General features: G+C 41.1%; 17 protein-coding genes. 11 read left to right on the forward strand and 6 right to left on the reverse strand.

The window, feature by feature from the left end; translation table 11 throughout:
* Positions 1-74: 74 nt before the first annotated feature.
* Positions 75-1,355: a hemolysin family protein gene (locus NT010_04695; protein MCX5805353.1), complete on the reverse strand. Its 1,281-nt coding sequence runs from the start codon at positions 1,353-1,355 to the stop codon at positions 75-77.
* 188 nt (positions 1,356-1,543) lie between these two features.
* Here NT010_04695 and ahbC point away from each other — a divergent pair, with 188 nt between their 5' ends.
* From ahbC to NT010_04720, 5 genes are all read left to right on the forward strand, one after another.
* Entirely contained in the window at positions 1,544-2,728 is a 1,185-nt protein-coding gene (gene ahbC / locus NT010_04700; GenBank protein ID MCX5805354.1) for a 12,18-didecarboxysiroheme deacetylase, read from the forward strand.
* A 185-nt stretch (positions 2,729-2,913) separates the two neighbouring features.
* On the forward strand, positions 2,914-4,377 hold the full coding sequence (cysS, locus tag NT010_04705; GenBank protein ID MCX5805355.1) for a cysteine--tRNA ligase: 1,464 nt from the start codon (positions 2,914-2,916) through the stop codon (positions 4,375-4,377).
* Positions 4,374-4,928, forward strand: a complete 555-nt coding sequence (locus NT010_04710) for a 2-oxoacid:acceptor oxidoreductase family protein (GenBank protein MCX5805356.1) — start codon at positions 4,374-4,376, stop codon at positions 4,926-4,928. Before cysS ends, NT010_04710 begins: the two co-directional genes overlap by 4 nt.
* Before the next feature lie 104 nt (positions 4,929-5,032).
* Entirely contained in the window at positions 5,033-6,667 is a 1,635-nt protein-coding gene (gene ade, locus NT010_04715) for an adenine deaminase (protein ID MCX5805357.1), read from the forward strand.
* Positions 6,668-6,868: 201 nt separating this feature from the next.
* Positions 6,869-7,996, forward strand: coding sequence for a hypothetical protein (locus NT010_04720; GenBank protein ID MCX5805358.1), 1,128 nt, complete (start codon positions 6,869-6,871; stop codon positions 7,994-7,996).
* A 52-nt stretch (positions 7,997-8,048) separates the two neighbouring features.
* On the opposite strand, the gene NT010_04725 is transcribed toward NT010_04720, so the two are convergent.
* Together NT010_04725 and hemB are read right to left on the reverse strand one after the other, a co-directional pair.
* Complete coding sequence (locus NT010_04725) at positions 8,049-9,062, reverse strand: radical SAM protein (protein ID MCX5805359.1); 1,014 nt, start codon at positions 9,060-9,062, stop codon at positions 8,049-8,051.
* Complete coding sequence (hemB, locus tag NT010_04730) at positions 9,050-10,024, reverse strand: porphobilinogen synthase (protein ID MCX5805360.1); 975 nt, start codon at positions 10,022-10,024, stop codon at positions 9,050-9,052. Before hemB ends, NT010_04725 begins: the two co-directional genes overlap by 13 nt.
* Positions 10,025-10,231: 207 nt before the next feature.
* Between hemB and NT010_04735 the strand changes: the two genes are divergently transcribed.
* The 6 genes from NT010_04735 to NT010_04760 all read left to right on the forward strand — a co-directional run bounded on the left by NT010_04735 (position 10,232) and on the right by NT010_04760 (position 15,080).
* Positions 10,232-10,876, forward strand: a complete 645-nt coding sequence (locus NT010_04735) for a Smr/MutS family protein (protein MCX5805361.1) — start codon at positions 10,232-10,234, stop codon at positions 10,874-10,876.
* A gap of 154 nt (positions 10,877-11,030) precedes the next feature.
* Positions 11,031-11,450: a hypothetical protein gene (locus NT010_04740; GenBank protein MCX5805362.1), complete on the forward strand. Its 420-nt coding sequence runs from the start codon at positions 11,031-11,033 to the stop codon at positions 11,448-11,450.
* 202 nt (positions 11,451-11,652) lie between these two features.
* Positions 11,653-12,636 carry a tryptophan--tRNA ligase gene (gene trpS / locus NT010_04745; protein MCX5805363.1) on the forward strand — a complete coding sequence of 328 codons (984 nt, stop codon included), beginning with the start codon at positions 11,653-11,655 and terminating at the stop codon, positions 12,634-12,636.
* A gap of 637 nt (positions 12,637-13,273) precedes the next feature.
* Positions 13,274-13,771, forward strand: a complete 498-nt coding sequence (locus NT010_04750; protein MCX5805364.1) for a MotA/TolQ/ExbB proton channel family protein — start codon at positions 13,274-13,276, stop codon at positions 13,769-13,771.
* Positions 13,768-14,175 carry a biopolymer transporter ExbD gene (locus tag NT010_04755; GenBank protein ID MCX5805365.1) on the forward strand — a complete coding sequence of 136 codons (408 nt, stop codon included), beginning with the start codon at positions 13,768-13,770 and terminating at the stop codon, positions 14,173-14,175. The genes NT010_04750 and NT010_04755 overlap by 4 nt, the downstream gene beginning before the upstream one ends.
* A 101-nt stretch (positions 14,176-14,276) precedes the next feature.
* Positions 14,277-15,080, forward strand: coding sequence for an energy transducer TonB (locus tag NT010_04760; GenBank protein ID MCX5805366.1), 804 nt, complete (start codon positions 14,277-14,279; stop codon positions 15,078-15,080).
* A 55-nt stretch (positions 15,081-15,135) separates the two neighbouring features.
* Here NT010_04760 and NT010_04765 read toward each other — a convergent pair whose 3' ends face one another.
* The 3 genes from NT010_04765 to uppS form a co-directional block, all read right to left on the reverse strand.
* A complete protein-coding gene (locus NT010_04765) occupies positions 15,136-15,831 on the reverse strand; it encodes a VTT domain-containing protein (protein MCX5805367.1) in 696 nt (231 codons plus the stop codon).
* 86 nt (positions 15,832-15,917) lie between these two features.
* Entirely contained in the window at positions 15,918-17,915 is a 1,998-nt protein-coding gene (locus NT010_04770) for an ATPase, T2SS/T4P/T4SS family (protein MCX5805368.1), read from the reverse strand.
* A complete protein-coding gene (gene uppS, locus NT010_04775; protein MCX5805369.1) occupies positions 17,912-18,685 on the reverse strand; it encodes a polyprenyl diphosphate synthase in 774 nt (257 codons plus the stop codon). Before uppS ends, NT010_04770 begins: the two co-directional genes overlap by 4 nt.
* Positions 18,686-18,785: the final 100 nt, after the last annotated feature.

Raw genomic sequence — 18,785 nt, forward strand, 5'->3', positions numbered from 1 at the left:
CAATCTGATAAACCTACCATATAACCCCTGTATTTTCAATGGGAATATGGTTATCAACTTGCGGCTGACTTTCTTCAGGGTTTGTCCAGTTTAACTTTTGTAATCCTTTTTCCTTCTATGCCCACTATGGTGAATCTATGCGCACCATGATAAATTATCTCTCCGCCCCTTGGGATGTCCTGAATCCGGACAAGGATAAACCCGCCGAGAGTCTCATAATCAGGAGATTCCGGCAGATTGATATTTAACCTGTTGTTCAGGTCCCTGACAGAATAGGAGGCATCGATAATGACAGTACCATCCTTCAGTTTTTCTATCCTGTCGTCCACATCTGTCTCATCCATAATCTCCCCGAATACTTCCTCCATAAGGTCTTCAAGTGTTACAATGCCAACGGTTGTTCCATATTCATCAATTACAATAGCAAGGTGCTGGCGTCTCTTCTGCATTTCTTTCAGCAAGACGCTCACTTTCATTGTATCAGGTACAAAATAGGGTTTTCTCACCAGTCTTTCAAGATTGAAATGCGCCTGCTGGCCCCACATTTGCTTAAAAATATCTTTAAGATAGACAATACCTACAATGTTATCATGATTGTGCTTGTAAACAGGGTAACGTGAAAACTCATTTTCAACGATATATTCCATGATTGTTTCCTTGCTTTCTTCAATATTGATGCTGTAAATATTCGGTTTGGGGACCATAACATCTTTGACTGATTTGTCGGCAAATTCAAATACGCCATGAATCAGTTCCTCCTCTGTCTTATCGAAGATGCCCTTCCTCCTGCCTTCCTCCAGCAGTATTTTTATTTCACCTTCTCCTACATGTTCTTCGCGTTTTTTCAGATTAAGACTTTGCACCACGAACATTGTAGAAAGTGACATAAAATTAACAAAAACAAAGAATACTCTGGAGGTAAACCCGAATATGGGTGTAACCCAGAGAGCAACCCGTTTTTTATAATTTATGCCGATATATTTCGGTACAAGCTCACCGATAATGAGAAAAAAATACGTCAGTACCACTACCACAATTACGAGAGAAACACTGTCGCTTATCACCCGGACAAAAGGTACCCTGTCAAATAATGGTTTTAAGTATTTTACCGAAAAGACGCCTCCTATTGCTGAAGCAAGAGTGCCGAACAAAGTAATGCCGATTTGTACTGCAGACAGGAACCTTTCCGGATTTTCCTTCATTTCGAACAATGCCTCGGCCTTTTTTTTTTTTTTTTCTTTTACCATTTCCCTTATCTCGCTCTTTCTCATCGAAACAATGGCCATTTCCCCTGCTGAAAAAATACCGTTTAGGATTAAAAGAATTATCACCGAGATAATTTCTAAAAAGGGCATATTTTGATACTCCTTTAACATGGTTTTTTAAATCTGATTGATTATAACACAGTTAAAGTATAACAGATTCTTAAATTTTGAGCCTCCAATGCTTTATAAGGAACTTTCGGGATGATTTTAATCCGGATGGATGGGGGCGCAGAGATAACTTCGTTGACTTTTGCATATTTTACATACAAAATAACATCATGATCGGCATATCAAAGTTGTACTGTGGAGCCGTTGAAGCCTCAGACCCTCTCAGGTATGGCAGGGATTCGTCAAAACTGCCTTCGCATCTGCTCCAGTTTTCGGAGGATAAGAAACCTGTAGTTGTGTGGAATATGACAAAACGGTGCAATCTGAGATGTGTGCACTGTTATGCCTTTGCCGAAAACGAGGGATACAGAGGGAAAGAGCTTTCAACACAGGAAGGCATGGATATGATTGATAACCTTGCTGCCTTTGGTGCGCCTGTAATCCTCTTTTCAGGAGGCGAGCCCCTGCTCAGGGATGACTTGCCGCACCTTATCGGTCATGCAGTCAAAAAAGGAATGCGGGCAGTCATCTCAACAAACGGTACTCTCATTACGCAGGAAAAGGCGCAGGTGTTTTCAGAGTTCTCTCTCTCCTATGTAGGGGTAAGCATTGACGGCATTGGAGAAATAAATGATGCCTTCAGGGGTGTTGAGGGGGCTTTTGGCCGTGCCATAACCGGGATCAGGAATGCAAAGAAGGCAGGGATAAAAGTAGGTTTGCGGTTCACAATAAACAAAAGAAATTATAAAGAGATTCCAAAGGTCTTTGACCTTATTGAGGAAGAAGGTATAGAGAGGGTTTGTTTCTATCACCTTGTATATGCAGGAAGAGGCTCCAGACTGATTGAAGAAGATCTTCCGCACAATGAGTCAAGGAATGTTGTTGATTATATTCTGGAGCGTACAAAGACCTTTTTTGACAAAGGCAGGCCGATTGAAGTGCTTACTGTTGATAACCACGCAGACGGTCCCTACATATATTTACGGCTTTTGAAAGAGGACAGGAAAAGGGCGGAAGAGGTATATGAACTCCTTATGATGAATGAAGGGAATGCATCTGGGAGAGGTATTGCCTGTGTGGATGAGGAAGGATATGTCCATGCAGACCAGTTCTGGAGGCATTATGCTTTTGGCAATGTTAGAGAAAGGCCCTTCAGCGAAATCTGGATGGACACCTCAAATGAGCTTATGGCAAAGCTGAAAGATAAGAAACACTTTGTTAAAGGCAGATGCGCAATGTGCAAATGGCTCAATATATGCGGGGGGAATTTCAGGGTCAGGGCAGAGGCTGTGACAGGCGATGTGTGGGCAGAAGACCCGCAGTGCTATCTGACTAAAGAAGAGATTTCCCTGTAGGTACAAGATTGAGAGGAAACTTTCTTTTTTAACAATATGCTGCCTATTCCCCATTATGGTTTTTCCTCCCTGTTGATTGCCGGTATTTAAACTTAATTAGGACTTTCTGCACCCGATGAAAAAGTCAGGAAGCTCCATCAAAGATACTTTTGACAATGCGCTGTCCGTTATGTTAAAAATACGCCATGGCTATAAGAGTTTACAATACGATTACAGGAAAAAAAGAAGAATTTATACCTGTGCAGCCTGATGCCGTCAAAATGTATGTATGCGGCGTTACTGTTTATGACCATTGTCACGTGGGACATGCCAGGAGCGCAATTGTTTTTGACGTGATTTACAGATACCTGAAGACAAGGGGCTATGAAGTTACCTTTGTAAAAAACTTCACCGATATTGACGATAAAATTATTAAAAAGGCCAATGCAGAAGGAATTCCCTGGAAAGATGTAGGCGCGAAATACATAACATCTTTTTACGAGGATATGGATGCGCTGAACATTTTAAGACCTACCCATGAGCCGAAGGCAACCGACCATATTGATGATATGATTGCTCTTGTCGAAACACTTCTGAAAAAAAGCTATGCCTATAACATAAACGGCGATATCTACTTTTCCGTTGAGAGTTTCAAAAACTATGGCGCCCTTTCAAAAAGACCCCTTGAAGAAATGATAGCGGGCGCAAGGGTTGAAGTGGATGAAAGAAAAAGAAATCCCCTTGACTTCGCACTTTGGAAAGCGTCAAAAGAAGGTGAGCCCTCATGGGACACCCCCTTTGGAAAAGGAAGGCCGGGCTGGCACCTTGAGTGCTCTGTTATGAGCACAAAGTACCTTGGCAACCCTTTTGATATCCATGGCGGAGGAAAAGATCTGGTGTTTCCGCATCATGAAAATGAAAAAGCTCAGACAGAAGCTGCCACGGGCAGTAAGTTCGTAAATTACTGGATGCATAACGGTTTTGTTAACATTCAGAAGGAAAAAATGTCTAAATCTCTGGGTAACTTTCTTTTAATAAAGGATTTTGTAAAAGAATACCACCCCGAGTCACTAAGGCTCTTTTTTCTTTCAACACATTATAGAAGTCCAGTAGATTACAACGAAAAATCGATAGAAGATAGCAACAACAGTCTTTACCGGCTCTACTATACCCTTGAGAGAGCCTTAAAAATAGAAAGATCTAAAGAAGTTGCAACAAAGGAATTTAATGAAGCTGCAGAGATTGAAAAGAAATTCTATGAGGCTATGGATGATGATTTCAATACAGCGCTTGCATTGTCCTATATGTTTGAGCTGTCAAAGATGCTGAATAAGTTGATTGACAGTAACGATGAAAGTGCCTGGCCGTTCATTATCTATACCAAGAATGTTTTTACTTCGATTGCAGATGTCCTTGGATTCTTAAAAAGCGATTTCGATACATTCGATTCCCAAGAGAAAATCCGTCACCTAAGGCGTGTCGGATTAGATACGCCTTCTCTTGAAGGTCTGATGAAAGAAAGGATAGATGCGAGAAATAGTAAGAATTATAAGAGAGCGGATGAAATCCGTGAAATGCTATCCGGGCAGGGTATCTTTTTACAGGATTCGCCAAAGGGCACGGAATGGAGAATAAAAAATATTTTTACGTCAAAAGGAGAGGATAAATGATAGAGGTAAGATTTCACGGAAGAGGAGGCCAAGGCGCAGTTACGTCCGCAGAAATTGTTGCCCAGGCTGCAATAAAACTTAATCACTATGCTCAGGCATTCCCGAGTTTTGGTCCGGAAAGGAGAGGTGCTCCTGTTCAGGCTTTTTTACGTGTTTCAAATACGCCTATCAGGCTCAGGTCCAAGATATATTACCCGGATAATGTTATTATACTGGACCCCACATTACTGGTTGCCGCAAACCCGACAGCCGGCTTAAAAGAACATGGTTTTATCATTATAAATTCCAATAAGTCTGCCGATGAGTTGATGGCGATGTTTCCGGGACGCAACATAGCCCATGTTGATGCTTCGAAGATAGCAAAAGAGGAGCTTGGCATACCAATTACAAATACCACCATGATAGGATCTTTGGTGAAAGCCTCGGGTATTGTCAGCATAGAAGCGTTGGAGGAACCGGTTCGGGAACGTTTCGGGGTGATTGCACAGAAGAATATCAATGCATATATGCGTGCATACAGCGAAACTAATATTATCAGTGTCGGCAAGTAACAGGGCACGCCGTTTCGGTGCTCTATATTCGAATAAATCGGGAAAGGATGAAGTTTAGTTAACCTTTTAATCTCTCATCCTTTTATCCTCTCATTTTCCGGTGTATGAAAATTTCCGCCAATATCGTAGATGTATTAAATTCTATAATCTATCCCGGCATAATTGACATTCAGAACGGGAAAATAGCGGCCATTTCGAGGAATAATGAGAAATATGATACCTTTATCCTTCCAGGCTTTGTAGATGCACATGTTCATATAGAAAGCTCCATGCTGGCACCTTCCGAATTCTCCAGACTGGCAGCAATGCATGGTACGGTGGCTACCGTATCTGATCCACATGAAATTGCAAACGTGCTTGGCATGGATGGGATAAAGTTCATGATCGAGAACGGAAAGTCTGTTCCCTTCAAGTTCTACTTTGGTGCACCACCTTGTGTGCCTGCAACGGTTTTTGAAACAGCCGGTGCCTCACTTGGGCAATACGAGATAGAAACTTTGCTTGAAAGCAAGGAAATTAAATATTTAAGCGAGATGATGAACTTTCCGGGCGTTATAGAGGGTGACCCGGATGTGATGGCGAAGATCGAGATTGCAAAAAAAAACGGAAAACCCATCGACGGTCATGCTCCCGGTCTTAGAGGTGAAGCGTTGAAGCGGTATATAGACGCCGGCATATCAACAGACCATGAGACCTTCCAGTATGACGAGGGAGAAGAAAAACTGTCCATGGGCATGAAGCTTCTTCTGAGGGAAGGGTCTGCTGCGAAGAATTTTGATGTCCTGAGCCATTTGATTGCAAAATATCCCGAACAATGCATGTTGTGCAGTGACGATAAACACCCCGATGATCTTGTTGCCGGTCATATAAACGGTCTTGTAAAGAGAGCGGTTATCATGGGTATAGACAAAATGATTATATTGAAATGTGCCTGTGTGAACCCTGTCCTGCATTATGGGCTCGATGTAGGTTTGTTGAGGGCCGGAGATGATGCGGACTTTATAGAGATTGATGATTTGAATAGTTTTAATGTACTTAAGACATACATAAAGGGTCGCATCGTTGCCGAAAATGGAAAGTCTTTACTGTCTCACGCAACAGTAAGCTGCATCAATAATTTTAAGACAGGAATGCATAATACAGGCGAATTTGCAATGAAAGCAAGGGGGAATAAAGTACATATAAAAGTACATATAATAGAGGCGATAAATCATCAGGTAATAACCGGCAGTGCCCAGGCAATATTGAAACAGGAAAACGGATATATTGTTCCGGATATTGAGAGAGACATTTTGAAAATTGCAGTTGTTAACCGATACAAGAATCTCATGCCCGCAATAGGTTTTGTGAAGAACTTCGGTTTGGTGAAAGGCGCCATTGCATCATCTGTGTCACATGATTCACACAATATAATTGCCGTCGGTGCTACAGATGAAGACATATGCAGTGCAGTAAACCTTGTTATTGAGCATAAGGGAGGGCTGGCGGTTTCATATGACAATGTCCGGGAAATACTCCCCCTTCCTATCGCAGGTCTTATGTCTGATGAGGATGGTTTCAGCGTGGCGAGGCAGTACTCACGGATAGACCGGCTTGCCAAGCAGCTCGGCTCACACCTGGATGCTCCCTTTATGACCCTTTCCTTCATGGCGCTCCTTGTTATACCTAAATTAAAGTTGAGTGACAGGGGATTATTTGACGGCGAGTATTTTAAGTTTGTTAATGTCTTTGAAGAGTAATGCCCGGCATTTTTGAGGGTGTATCTGGATATCATATTTTATTGTTTGACTTTGCCGCCATAAATAACTATAATCACCTAAATGTTTAAAAAATTTCTGATCCTCCTCGTAATAATATTGTTTATTGTTTCCTGCAGTACCTTTTCAAAAAAGAAAGAAGACACATCGGCAAAGTCCCCTTCTGCCAAATCAGACAAAAAAATGGAAAACGTTGAAAACATTGATGAATCTAAACCTAAGCCTGGCGATATCAAGGTTATCGACGGAGTTCAATATATTTATGCATCCAACAGAAAGTATATGCTCACACCTTATGAGCCGGAATATGTATGGGTAAGAAAAGATCAGTATAGCCCGCGTTTCGGGGAGAATTTGTTGACTGGTCCAGCGGGTGGACCGGCTGGAAAGAAAGAGCGCGAAGAAATGGAAAAAAGGATTGCCAGGCTTGAGGAAGACCTAAAAAAGAAAGGAATTGCTCCGCAGATGGTATATCCGTACCAGATCGGTTCTCTTCCGGCAGGCATGGGTTTTATGCCGGGCATGACAATGATTACATTTAACTATCCGTCGCCCAAGATGAAGAGGCGGGTAATTGTGCTGCCCCTGGTAGACCAGACAAATTATAAAGAAGAGGGTCTGGGAGAACTGGCAACAAGACGGCTTATAACGAGACTTGAGAACGCCGGTGCAATTATCTGTGTAGACCCCCATACAGTGAATACCAAAGGAGCACTTACAAACCCTGAAAACATGAAATATTTAAATGAGCTTTATGGGATACAGGCTGTTTTAAAGGGAACGCTTTCGGATATCTATACCAGTTCTTCAAAAATTGAGGGCAAAGAAGAAAAAGAGACTTCTTTTGCGATATCTAAAATCTCTATTGAAGTTTACAATACCGACACAGGTATTGTTCTCAAACAACTATCCGGCAGAAACCCTATATCTCTCTCAAGAGAGAAAGGTGAAATGAGTACAGAAAAAGCAAAGATAAAGGCAATAGATCTGGCTATAGAATTATTGGCAGAGGATCTTTTAAAGGCTATACTCACGCTGGATTGGCATGCAAGAGTTGCATCAGTTGAGGATGGAAAAATTTATGTTAATGCTGGAAGACAATCCGGTATAGACAAGGGCAGCATCCTTGACGTATATTCTCCAGGGGAACAAATCATAGATTCAAAGACAAAAATGCCGCTCGGAACAATAAAAGGAAAATACAAAGGGGAGCTTGAGGTATCGGAGCTTTTCGGTGTGGATGCCTGTTGGGCCAAGGTTAAAAAGGGTAGCAATTTTTCAGCAACTGATCTTATATATTTCCAGAAATAATTAATCCCATATTTCAATTCGGATAAGTATCATTGCTAATGACATATCCGGGTTAATCTTTTTCTTTATATGAGCAGTATGGTTCTTCGCCTAAGAAGTCTCCGTAAAGTTCGTATGCACGTGCCCTGCACCCGCCGCATATTTTGAGGTATCTGCATTCACCGCATTTGCCATGGTAAGATGACAGATTTCTCAACTGATTAAATATGGATGATGTTTCCCAAACCTTTTTTATCCCGTCCTTTTTTACATCACCTGATGGGATTTCGAGATAACCGCATGGTTGTGCAATACCTTTATGAGATACGAACATGAAATGTTTTCCGGCAAGACATCCGGCACTTTTTGGTGTTTCGCCTTTTTCCTTTATAATACGGTAATAATGTGGTGCGCAGGTGACTTTTATCTCAAGCTCGTTCTTTTTTTCAATGCCATAAAGCCACTCGAGCACATGCTCATATTTGTCAGTACTCAATTCTTTGCCTTTCAGCCCCCGACCTCTACCGACAGGTACAAGAAGGAAAATGTGCCATGCCACGGCGCCGATGGATTTTGTTAATCTGTATATATGCTCGAGATCTTCCATATTTAGCTGTGTAACCGTTGAATTGACCTGAAACGGCAATCCAGTATTTGTTAATATTCCTGCTGCCTTTATTACTGATGCAAATGAGCCGTTAACGCCCCTGAAACTGTCATGAGTCACGTTGTCTTTTCCGTCTATACTCAAGCTTACCCGTTTGATGCCGCCGGTTTTAAGTCTTTTTGCTTTTTCTTCATTAAGAAGAGTTCCATTAATGGCAATAACGAGCCTTAAACCCTTCATAGTACCGTATTCAATAATGTCAAATATATCATCCCGGATGAGGGGTTCACCGCCTGTCAGAATGATGGTAGGTGAAGCAAAATCGGCTATTTCGTCAATAATCTTAAAGCATTCGGTTAGGTCTAATTCTCCGGTATGAGGACCGAGTGTTGCCGAGGCACGGCAGTGGATACAGTTAAGGTTGCAGTTCCGGGTGAGTTCCCATGCAACCATCCTGAGAGGGGATTCTATCTTAGCCATTCAGCAATATCTTTTGCAAAATATGTGATGATAATATCTGCACCTGCGCGCCTTACCCCGGTCATCAATTCAAGCACAGTCCTTTTGTAATCGAGATATCCCTTCGAACCGGCATGTTTTATCATTGTATACTCGCCGCTTACGGAATAGGCAGCAAGCGGGATATTAAACTCTCTTTTTGCAGCGGCAAGCACGTCGAGGTAGAACATGGCCGGTTTTATCATAATAATGTCCGCACCCTCTTCAATGTCGAGCATGATCTCGCGGAGGGCTTCCCGCTGGTTTGGCGGGTCCATCTGATATGTTTTTCTGTCGCCGAATTGAGGTGCAGACTCGGCTGCATCTCTGAAGGGGTTGTATAGGCATGAGGCGTATTTTGCCGCATAGCTCATAATAGGCATATTATAGTCGCCGTGGAGATCGAGCATTTCTCTGATTGCTTTCACCCTGCCGTCCATCATATCAGAGGGGGCAACAATGTCTGCCCCTGCCATTGTGTGTGTGAGAGCGCTTTTTGCAAGAAGCTTCAGGGTCTCGTCGTTATCCACATGGCCGTCCTTTATAACCCCGCAGTGGCCATGGCTTGTATACTCACACATGCAAACATCGGTGATTACCATAATATCATCGCCGAAAAGCTTTTTAATCTTTCTTGTTGCATTCTGCACAATACCGTTTTTATCGTAGGCACCGCTGCCTGTCTCGTCCTTCTTTTCCGGGATGCCGAATAGAAGGATTGCCGGTATGCCCAGACTTACAACATCTTCTATTTCCTTAAGTAACGCCTCAACGGAAAACTGATAAATATCCGGCATGGAAGGGATTGGCATCTTTTCTTCCTGCATCTCCTTGACAAACATGGGGTACACGAGGTGTCTTGTTGATAGCTCCGTTTCCTGAATCATACCCCTCAACTTATCATTTTTCCTTAATCTCCTCGGCCTGTATTCCGGAAATTTCATATTAACCTCTCAGATTTTTTCTTATCATGAAGTTAGCGGCTGCCAAGGGCGAGCCGCTAACATTGTCTTCATTTTCTTAATTATGTATGAAAACCTATTTCAGTGCAATCTTTTTGTTGTTGTATAAACCATCTCTGTAAAGTAAACCTCCAGCTTTGCCGTAGTTGATGACTTGAACTTTTTTCTTGCTTAGGGTAAATTTCAAGTATGCAGAGAGACGATTCCATATACCGGTTCTTCACAGATCTTCCTATACATGTCAAGCCATTGGAATTTAATATTCCTCTGACCAGAGAGGACGACAATAGTGTCTTCTCAGAAGCAATGAAGGATGTGAGAAAACCCAATTACCGGATAAACAGAGTCGATAAAGAGTTACATTTACATTGTATCATTCTTACAAACGGAGAAAACGTTAAAAACTGTCTCAGGGAAACGCTTCAGGACGATTATACGTTCACAGTTTCAAATCTTCCCGAGTATATGGAAGGCTATATCGAAGGCATCAATCCCTTTATTATGGAAAAACTGCGTTCCGGTGATTTTTCAATTCAAAAAACGCTCGATCTTCACGGCTATGACACAAAAACCGCTCAAATTGCCTTTGAAGTTTTTATAAAAGAGGCCGTATTATCGGGAAAGCACTGCGTCAGAGTAATACATGGGAGAGGTTTAAAATCAAGAAATGCTCCTGTTTTGAAAGAAAATCTAAAAACCTGGATCATCAAGGCAATGTACCGCAAATGGATCATCGCCTTCTCAAGCTGCAGGATGTGTGACGGAGGGCCAGGTGCAACATACATCCTCCTTAAAAAAAGACCAAAAAAGAGCAAACTCCACATTATAGGGTAACAAAGTCGAAAATTTGTATAATCTCCCAACAGGATTTATGACATTTATTTGACACTCCCGGCCAGGTTATATAGCAATGAGTTGCAACACCCTTTATATATTACATTTTTTAATATTGGAATATGGCATACATTTTGCTTTTAATCAGTATAGAATGAAGATAGACAAAAAAAGAAAATCAGCTATCCTTGATAGTGTCTTAAAGCCAGATGCAGCGCATATAAAAGATTTACCCGAGACCGATGCCCTTCTTTCAAAAAACAAAGAAACTATAGACAAATTGGAATTATCAACACAAAAAAGTATGATTGACCGGTCTCAAGAGAAGAGCAAGGCGTTGTCCACAACGCTGAAAGAGCATAAACAAGATAATTTTATTGATAAAGTTGAATTATCCACAAAGAAAAAGCCTCTTGCCCTGGTGAAAGAAAAAGAAAAATCTGCCTCGACTATAATAAATCAGGACAGGATAAATACGTTACTGGGAGTGCTTCAGCCGGAAACATATAATGCTAAACTGGAGATTATTGACAAAAACATTATGAAGAGCCAACTATTGAACATCATTATTTAATGAGTGCGTGTAAATTCTCCATAACTTGCCGCCAATAATATTTTCATGATTCCCAATTGATTTTAAAGACTTTTTAAGTTAAATTGAAATGCTGTTTCATAATCCTGCCAAGCGGGATGACGCGAAACGAACCGAATCTTAATAATTGGAACAACTGCCGCAGACGCATTGTTGAAAGCCGTGGCCGTATCCGGAGGAATACATGAAAAGAATATTTAGCGGAATTCAGCCGACAGGCGAAATTCATCTGGGAAATTATGTAGGTGCAATACGAAATTGGGTTAGTTTGATGGATGAATATGATTGTATTTTTTGTGTGGTTGATTATCATGCAATAACCGTGGAGTATGATATAGAGAAGCTTGGAAGCAGGACTGTTGATACGGCTTTGATACTTCTTGCCTGCGGCTTGTCACCCGAAAAATGTAAAATCCTTGTCCAATCCCATGTGCCGGAGCATACAGAGCTTGCCTGGATATTTAATTGTGTGACTCCGATAGGCGAACTTGAGCGGATGACGCAATTTAAGGAAAAATCAAAACAACACCGGGCAAATATAAATATGGGGCTAATGGGATACCCTGTACTACAGGCTGCGGATATTCTTTTGTACAAAGCAGGTTTTGTTCCGGTTGGCGAAGATCAGGTTCAGCATGTAGAGCTATCAAGAGAAGTGGCAAGAAAATACAACAGCAAATATGGGAACTTTTTTCCGGAACCGCAGGCGATCCTCTCTGTGGCACCGAAGATTCTCGGGGTGGACGGGGCGAGCAAGATGTCCAAATCAATGAATAATTACATAGGTTTATTGGAAGATAAAAACTCCATATGGGAAAAGCTGAGGACAGCAGTAACAGATGTAAACAGGGTAAGGAGAAAAGACCCCGGCAATCCTGAAGTTTGCAATATATATACAATACACAGGGCTTTTTCACCAAACGATACACTGTTAGAGGTAGATAAAGGCTGTAGAAATGCTGCGATTGGTTGTATTGACTGCAAAACAATGCTTTTTAAAAATATGATGGAAGAACTGACTCCGATACGGGAGAGGGCTATTTCTCTGAACGAGAATCCCGATTATATAAAGGATGTAATAAACACAGGAGGTGACAAATGCAGCATTATTGCTAAAGAAACAATGAATGAGGTGAGAAAAGCTGTAGGCTTGTTTTACGGAAAATAAAATGAGACATAACTCTGTATTACGGGGAGTGACTGACATATTGATATAAATATTATTGCCCACAGCACGCAAGTGTTTTTGCAAGCAAAAGAGCTCTAAATTATTCATCAAAAATCTTTTTGTTGATGCAACCGGCATTAATTCAATTAGCTAAATAATATTTAACAATTGTAATATTTATCTTGACAATAATTATTTTATGTATTATATATAATCATGTTAAATAATTCACATAGTAAATGTACTAAAAACCTAATAAAACAGGTTATTAGCAGCTATTACATATACAGATGCTTTATGACTAAATTGTATTTCAAGGAGTTGTTCATTTATTCACAAGTAACACTTTAATATCGACATCACCCTCATTAGCTTCTCATAATAACCCCCCTTCCCCCTGGGACCGCCCAGGGGGTTTTTTTATTTACAAGACAGGCAATATGTTGTATGTTTTTTTGCCGTGGATATATCTAGTTTAAATAATTATACGGGTGGTATTTTAAGTCTGCTCTATGCTTCCGGGCCGGTTGCAAAGGCAGTTGTATCGATTCTTTTTATATTTTCGATTATATCATGGACAATCATACTATATAAATTTAAGCAATATAGTAGAACAGAGAAGGATTCGGAAAGATTTATGAGAACTGCAAGAGATGCGGATTCTTTTAAGAAATTAGTAACAACATACAGGGAAACACCCAACAACACCTTTTATCGTTTGATGTTTGCATCTTATAAAGAGATTGCCTCAAGACAAAAAGAAAATCCCGGGATAAGACCTGAAATAATGCCGTCCGTTGAAAATGCTTTAAAAATAACTATGTCTGAAGAGACAGAGAGGCTTGAAAGAAGACTTTCTTTTCTCGCAACAACAGCAAACACTGCACCCTTTATTGGTTTGTTCGGTACGGTATGGGGCATCATGGATTCGTTCCGTGAGATAGGGCTAAAGGGAACAACAAGCCTGTCTGTTGTTGCGCCAGGCATAAGTGAAGCGCTCATTGCCACTGCTATAGGCCTTGCAACAGCTATACCGGCAGTACTTGCATATAATTATTTCAACGGCAGGCTGAAACGAATTCTATCAAAAATGGAAAATGCATCTATGTATATAATGAACCTTCTGGATAAATGAAGTTATTAAAGGATTCAAAAGCCCCTCTTTCTGAAATAAACATCGTCCCCCTTGTTGATGTTATGCTTGTCCTGCTTATCATATTCATGATAACGGCGCCAATGATGCAGCATGGAATGAATATCGATATTCCCAGGGTAACAACAAAACCTCTGCCAACCAAAGATGAGCCCCAAATACTCAGTATTTCAAGCAATAAACAACTCATATTAAACGAAAAAAGATTAGATGTAAAAGACCTCAAGGCGGCAATACAGCTCCTTTTTTCAAACAAAAACAGCAAAGAAATTTACTTAAGGGCAGATAAAAATGTTCCTTACGGATTTGTTGTGACTTGTATGGGTATTGTAAAGGAAGCGGGAGTGGAGAAGGTAAATATAGTGACAAAGCCTGCGGAGGAATAATGGTGAACAAGTGTCAGGCTATCAGCACTTAAATAAGAATCATGGAAACAACACATATTTTACTAATCACCGAAGCCTGAAACGCTGACTGCCGGATTATCATGAAAGAAGAAACCTGGTTTAAAATGCTCGTAATCTCTACGATTCTCCACTTCATTGTGGTTGGGGCGTTCAGCATCCCGATAAAAAGAACACCAAAGAGATTTGAGACATTATCGGCGTATTCTGTTAATCTTGTTGGAGATATTGGTCGAAGCCCCGGTGGCCCGAAGGGGGGAAATTTTTTGGATGGCAAGTCTGTTCCGGAGAAAAAGACACCTTCTGCCAAGGTGAGCAAATCTGTTCCCACACCAATGAAAAAACCGGTGCTTGAGAGAAAAGAAAAAGAGGCCGTGTCCCTTTCAAAGAAAAAGGTGCCTCCTAAACCTGCAAAGGAAACAACTACAAAAGAAGAATTAAGCCGGCTTAATGACAGAATAAAAGAAATGAGAAGGCGTACTGAGTATCTTGATGTAACCAAGACAAAAGGATCGTCCGGAACAGGGGGAGCGAGGGGGACAGGCGGCGGTTATGGACTGCCCGGTTCTTCCGAAGGAGGAGGAACATCCCTTGATCCGGTATCACAGAGATATATGCTTGAAATATGGGAGAAGATAAAAAATTCATGGGGTTTACCAGGCGTGGCCTCATTCAAAAAAGACCTGGAAACAATAGTGACAATCAGAATACGAAAGGACGGAAGAATAGTGGATATCAACATTGAGAAGCGATCCGGGAACAGGATATATGATGAATCAATACTCCGGGTATTACGATCTGTTGACCCTCTACCGCCTATACCTACGACTCTCAACATGGAAACCATGGAGATAGGTTTCAGGTTTTTGCCGGGCGACATCTCTTAAGTGAGCTTAAAAACAATCTGCCCGGAGTTATTCAGGGTATAAAGAAGCATGTACTCTATTTTTTGTTGTTTACAGAATCGGTTTTGTCCTCATTATCCTTCTTTTTCCCAAGCAACTTGTGTATAGTAGCGCTGAATGCCTGTATTATATAGTTTCTTGTGAAATAGAGAACAACAGTAAAGGCTATGCTTACGGCCAGCAGCCAGAAAAATGTCTGATATCTGCCGTCTTTTAACGCACTTCCCTGTAAAGTAAGCATAAGTGTCCCCGGCAACCTGCCGAAAATATTCATAAACAGGAAATCTACGAGCCGTATATGGGTAAGGCCGAGGAGATAACAGAGGGTGTCTTTGGGAAAACCGGGTATTAGGAACAAGATAAAGGTAATGTTTAAACCTCTATGTGTTATAAAAAAATTGAATTTGTCTATATATTCTTTCTTTACTATTTTTTCCACAAAACCCATGCCGAACAGCCTTGTTATGCCAAAGGCAAATAAGGAGCCAATTGCAAGCCCTATCGTAGAGAGTATTACCCCTGATGTGTTCCCGAAGAGAAAACCGCCTACAACACCGGTAAGTTCCCCCGGGACAGGAGCAACTATAACCTGTAATGCTTGAACTAAGACGAATACACAGGCAGCAAATGGACCGAAAGAGGCAATAAAAACACGGAGTTTTCTTGGATCAAGGAAGAATTTATAAAAACCTATTATCTGCCGCCACTGACCTTCATGATAAACATAAAACATAAGTAAAATGAGGGCGCATATACAGAACCACAGTATTACACGCAGTAAAATGGATGTGGTTTTGGAATTGACTATGGATTTTTTTATCAAGTTGGAATAGCCACAGTCCTTAATACTTCGTCAACGGTGGTTAAACCTCCTTCGAGCAGTATCAGGCAGTAGTCTTTCAGGGTTCTCATCCCGTTTTTTATTGCTTCCTGTCTTATTATATTTGTTTCAGCTCCTTCTGCAATCAGGTGTCTTACCGGTTCTGTGACCACGAGCACCTCGTATACGCCTACCCTGCCTTTGTAACCTGACATGCTGCATAAATCGCAACCCTTGCCTTTATATAGCTCTATATCTTCAGGCAGCCCGAGGTATTTTGCAATTACTTTTTCCGGAGTATACTTCTCTTTGCAGTTCGGGCATATTCTCCGTACAAGTCGCTGTGCAATAATTCCGATGATTGATGTGGAGATAAGGAAAGGTTCTATACCCATCTCATTAAGCCTCATAAATGTACTTGGCGCATCATTCGCGTGAAGTGTCGTAAAAACAAGGTGTCCGGTAAGAGCTGCCTCCACTGCAATCTTAGCCGTTTCTTTGTCCCTTGTCTCCCCGACGAGTATAATATCAGGATCCTGCCTCAAAAAGGCCCTCAAAACCCGTGCAAAATCAAGTCCTATGTCAGAATTCACCTGGACCTGATTTATACCTGCAAGATCATATTCAATGGGGTCTTCCACGGTAGATATGTTCACATCTATTTCATTTTTTTCTGCTAATGAGCTGTAGAGAGTAGTACTTTTTCCAGAACCGGTGGGTCCTGTGACAAAAATAATACCATAGGGTTTCTTAATCATATCACGAACAATTTCTAAAGTGGGCGGATGTGATATGATCCTGTCCAAGCCCATAGCAGTATTGCTTTTATCCAAAATCCTCGTACAAATCTTCTCACCGAATTTTGTCGGAACGGACGATACTCTGAAGTCTACAGTTTTATCCCCTACTTTCATTGTTATCCTGCCGTCCTGGGGAAGTCTTCTTTCCGTAATATCCAGTTTTGAGATAATCTTTACCCTGCTGATGAGCGGAAGTATTACCTTTCTGGGCAACATCATTTCTTCTCTTAAGACGCCGTCTATTCTGTAGCGTACCCTGCATCCTTTTTCCATGGGCTCTATATGGATATCGCTTGCACCCTTTTTCAGTGCCATGCCTATGATATTGTTCGTGAGTCTTATAATGGGCGCACCCTTTGCTTCACTTTCCAGATCTGCTATCCCCATTTCATCTTCTTTACCTTCCTCTATTTCTATATCCTTCATAAGGTCGGATTGTATAGAGTCCATGTTTTCAAGGATAGAGTCTATGCTGACTTCCGGTTTTTCTTCCTCTTTCTTAATTATTTCAGGATAGTCTTTTTCCATGAACCTTTTCAGATCTTCATCCAAAATGAGAACCTGTTCAATGGCAAGTCCTTTTATAAACTTTCTTACCTCATCTATTGCCAAAAGGTCGGTTGGATTGACCATGGCAAGAGTTAGTGTGCTATTCGAGTAAGCAATAGGCAGCACTCTATATCTTGTTATGAGTTGTTTCGGAATCAAAGAAAGCACTTCAGAGTCAATTTTTATAGTTGCAAGAGATTTAATGCCCATACCTTTCTGGGCATTCATTGTTTCTATCCTCTCAGCTACTATCTTGTTCAAAGACATGGAGATTGAGGGGTGTTCTCTGAGAAGACTCTCAAAAGCTGTTTTTTCCAATACAAATACTGATGTTGCCTGAACTGCCATTACTGTGGCTGTCCTCGGGTTGCCTGTCAAAAGTGCCATCTCGCCGAAACATGCCCCGCTGTCAAGGGAGGCGATGGACAGATCTATCCCAAGGTTGGGCTCTCTTTTCTTTATATCCACCTTACCGTTTTTAATAATGAACATGGAATCCCCGGACGCGCCTTCCCTTACTATTGCCGTATTAGGAGGATAAACCCTCTCTTTCAGCCTGACAGACAGTTCCTGAAGCTCTTCATCACCCAGGGATTTAAAAAGCTCTGTGTTTTTAAGACATGATAACTTTTCTGAGACAACATTCATCTTCCGAATCTCCTCCCTCTGTGCTGATAACTTCTGATTGCCCGCAAAAAGTCGATCTTTCTAAAAGCTGGCCAAAGGGCATCGCAAAAGTAAAATTCGCTGTATACACTTTGCCATAAAAGAAAACCGCTTAAACGAATTTCACCACTTGTACGGATAATAAGGTCTGGATCAGGAATTCCGTTTGTATATAAATGGTTTGTTATATCTTCAATTGTTATGCTATCTGCTAATTCATCAGTGCTTTCAGCTTTTTTCTCTCTTATAGCTTCCCTCACAGCTTCAACGATCTCTTCTCTCCCGCCGTAGCCGATAGCTATATTCAGAATGTGCCTTTCGTTATTTTTTGTATATTCTTCGGTATTTCTTATTGCTTCTTTTAATGTGTCGGGCAGCACATCGAACTTTCCGAGAATTTTAATTCTGAAGCCATTTTTTTTTATTACAAGACTTCTTGAGAGTTCGACTATTTTTTCTTCTATTACTTTCAGGAGGCCTTCCAACTCTGACTCGTCCCGCAGGATATTTTCCGTTGAAAGGACCCATATTGTTACAATTTTTATATCAAGATCGCTGCACCATTGAAGGACTCCGCCAAGTTTCCTTGCTCCTTCTTTGTGTCCCATTGTTACGTCATCAAAACCCATCTCTCGGGCAAACCTTCTGTTGCCGTCAAGGATGATGCCTATATGGGTTGGTTTTATCCCTTTCTGAACTTCATTTTCAAGAAGTTTTTCGTATGAATAGTATAGAGCCCTTTTTACAAGCATAATAAATTATAATGTATTTTTTCCTAAATTAACATCGTTTTTACAGGAAAGATAAGGAAACTGCGAAAGGCAGAGTTCAGAAAAGCCTCTACGTAATGTT

Source organism: Pseudomonadota bacterium (genome assembly GCA_026388275.1).
GTDB lineage: Bacteria > Desulfobacterota > Syntrophorhabdia > Syntrophorhabdales > Syntrophorhabdaceae > JAPLKB01.